Genomic DNA, 3,331 nt, shown 5'->3' with positions numbered 1-3,331 from the left:
TGTGTTTGGTTTGTTGAAAAACCGGGTGTTGGTTTGTTTGGTGTATTAGTACCGGTCGCCTCCACACATTGCTGTGCTTCCAGTTCCGGCCTATCAACCCAGTCGTCTTCTGGGAACCTCAAATGAAACCTCATCTTAAAACAGGCTTCCCGCTTAGATGCTTTCAGCGGTTATCCCTTCCGTACGTAGCCAACCAGCTGTGCTCCTGGCGGAACAACTGGCACACCAGAGGTACGTCCGTCCCGGTCCTCTCGTACTAGGGACAGCCTTCTTCAAGTTTCAACGCGCGCGGCGGATAGAGACCGAACTGTCTCACGACGTTCTGAACCCAGCTCGCGTGCCGCTTTAATGGGCGAACAGCCCAACCCTTGGGACCTACTCCAGCCCCAGGATGCGACGAGCCGACATCGAGGTGCCAAACCATCCCGTCGATATGGACTCTTGGGGAAGATCAGCCTGTTATCCCCGGGGTACCTTTTATCCGTTGAGCGACACCACATCCACAAGTAGGTGCCGGATCACTAGTCCCGACTTTCGTCCCTGCTCGACTTGTAAGTCTCGCAGTCAAGCTCCCTTGTGCACTTACACTCTAAACACCTGATTGCCAACCAGGCTGAGGGAACCTTTGGGCGCCTCCGTTACATTTTGGGAGGCAACCGCCCCAGTTAAACTACCCACCAGGCACTGTCCCCAACCCAGATCATGGGCCAAGGTTAGATATCCACTACGGTCAGAGTGGTATTTCAACAACGACTCCACAACCACTGGCGTGGCCGCTTCAACGTCTCCCACCTATCCTACACAAACCGCACCGAATGCCAATACCAAGCTATAGTGAAGGTCCCGGGGTCTTTTCGTCCTGCCGCGCGTAACGAGCATCTTTACTCGTAGTGCAATTTCACCGGGTCTGTGGTTGAGACAGCAGGGGAGTCGTTACGCCATTCGTGCAGGTCGGAACTTACCCGACAAGGAATTTCGCTACCTTAGGATGGTTATAGTTACCACCGCCGTTTACTGGGGCTTAAATTCTCCGCTTCGGACAAAAAGTCCTAACAGGTCCTCTTAACCTTCCAGCACCGGGCAGGCGTCAGTCCGTATACATCAACTTCATCGTCTTCGCACGGACCTGTGTTTTTGATAAACAGTCGCTCCCCTCTATTCTCTGCGACCCACGCCAGCAACCACGATCGCATAGATCGGGCACCAGTTTGGGTCCCCCTTCTCCCGAAGTTACGGGGGTAATTTGCCGAGTTCCTTAACCACAGTTCTCCCGACCGCCTGAGTATTCTCTACTTGACTACCTGTGTCGGTTTCGGGTACGGGCCGTATACACACATCGCTAGAGGCTTTTCTCGGCAGTAGAGGATCACCAACATCACCCATATATGGGCTACGCATCACGCCTCACACTATTGACAGCCGCATTTGACATGCTGTCGTGCCACACGCTTGCACCGCAATCCAATAAGCGGCTTGGCTACCTTGCTGCGTCACCCCATCACTGACCTACAACGGATCAGGCCCCACGCATCACCACCAACCACACATCAAAGATGTGCATGTTGGTAGATCTGGGTGGTTAGTATCACCGCTTCGATACTGGGCGCGTATATACGGGTACGGGAATATCAACCCGTTGACCATCGACTACGCCTGTCGGCCTCGCCTTAGGACCCGACTCACCCTGGGAAGACGAACTTGACCCAGGAACCCTTAGTCATTCGGCGGATACGATTCTCACGTATCATTCGTTACTCATGCCTGCATTCTCACTCGCGTGTAGTCCACCGCTTCTTCCGATACGGCTTCACCCCACACACGACGCTCCCCTACCCATAGTAAAAACTATGCCGCGGCTTCGGCGGTGTGCTTGAGCCCCACTACATTGTCGGCGCAGAACCACTCGACCAGTGAGCTATTACGCACTCTTTCAAGGATGGCTGCTTCTAAGCCAACCTCCTGGCTGTCTTCGCGATCCCACATCCTTTTCCACTTAGCACACCCTTAGGGGCCTTAACCGGCGATCTGGGCTGTTTCCCTCTCGACTATGAAGCTTATCCCCCACAGTCTCACTGCAATGCTCAAACTTCACCGGCATTCGGAGTTTGGCTGACGTCACTAAGATGATAGTCCCGCTCGGCCATCCAGTAGCTCTACCTCCGGTAAGCACACATCACGCTGCACCTAAATGCATTTCGGGGAGAACCAGCTATCACGGAGTTTGATTGGCCTTTCACCCCTACCCACAGCTCATCCCCTCAGTTTTCAACCTAAGTGGGTTCGCGCCTCCACAACCTCTTACAGCTGCTTCACACTGGCCATGGGTAGATCACCCCGCTTCGGGTCCAGGACATGCCACTTGACACCCTCTTAGGATTCGCTTTCGCTACGACTACCCCACATAACGGGTTAACCTCGCGACATGCCGCTGACTCGCAGGCTCATTCTTCAAAAGGCACGCCATCACACACAAACGGTGCTCTGACGGATTGTAAGCGCATGGTTTCAGGAACTCTTTCACTCCCCTCCCGGGGTACTTTTCACCATTCCCTCACGGTACTATTCACTATCGGTCACACTGGGTATTTAGGCTTACCGGGTGGTCCCGGCAGATTCACAGCAGATTTCACGAGCCCGCTGCTACTCGGGGAAAACATGATCAGACAACATATGCAACGCCTTCACGTACGGGGCTAATCACCCGCTCCGGCACGCCATCCCAGACGTTTCCGCTAACGCACACACACCATCTTGCGGTCAGGTAGCCCGCAACGATCACACCCCACAACACCGCACACGCAACCCCTACCCAGGTATCACACGCACACGGTTTAGCCTCATCCGCTATCGCTCGCCACTACACACGGAATCACAAATTGTTTTCTTCTCCTGTGGGTACTGAGATGTTTCACTTCCCCACGTCACCTCCACACAGGCTATGCATTCACCTGCAGGTAACACCACACAACTGGTGTTGGGTTTCCCCATTCGGACATCCTCGGATCAACGCACTGTTGGCAACTCCCCGAGGCTTAACGCAGCCTCACACGTCCTTCATCGGCCCAGCATGCCAAGGCATCCACCATACGCCCGTAACACAAAACAACAATTACGGTCGCTACAAAAACTGCAGACAACTCAACAAACAAAAATTACACAAAAAGAACAAGATGCTCGCGTCCACTATACAGTTCTCACACAACACACACCCCACACCGGCCAACCACCACAACAGATGATCAACCAACAATGGAATGCCACAACAAGGAACACACAATGTTGCCCCAGACACCCAACAGCATGCCAACACACCATCAATTTCATTGCTGCA

General features: G+C 53.7%; 1 rRNA gene. It reads right to left on the bottom strand.

Annotation, left to right across the window (positions count from 1 at the left end):
* Positions 1-24 precede the first annotated feature (24 nt).
* A 23S ribosomal RNA gene (locus tag HMPREF3048_RS02645) occupies positions 25-3,108 on the bottom strand.
* Positions 3,109-3,331: the final 223 nt, after the last annotated feature.

The organism is Corynebacterium sp. HMSC075D04 (assembly GCF_001815635.1).
GTDB lineage: Bacteria > Actinomycetota > Actinomycetes > Mycobacteriales > Mycobacteriaceae > Corynebacterium > Corynebacterium coyleae.
The sequence above is the reverse complement of the archived record's forward strand: the minus strand, read 5'-3'. Positions and strand labels throughout refer to the sequence as shown.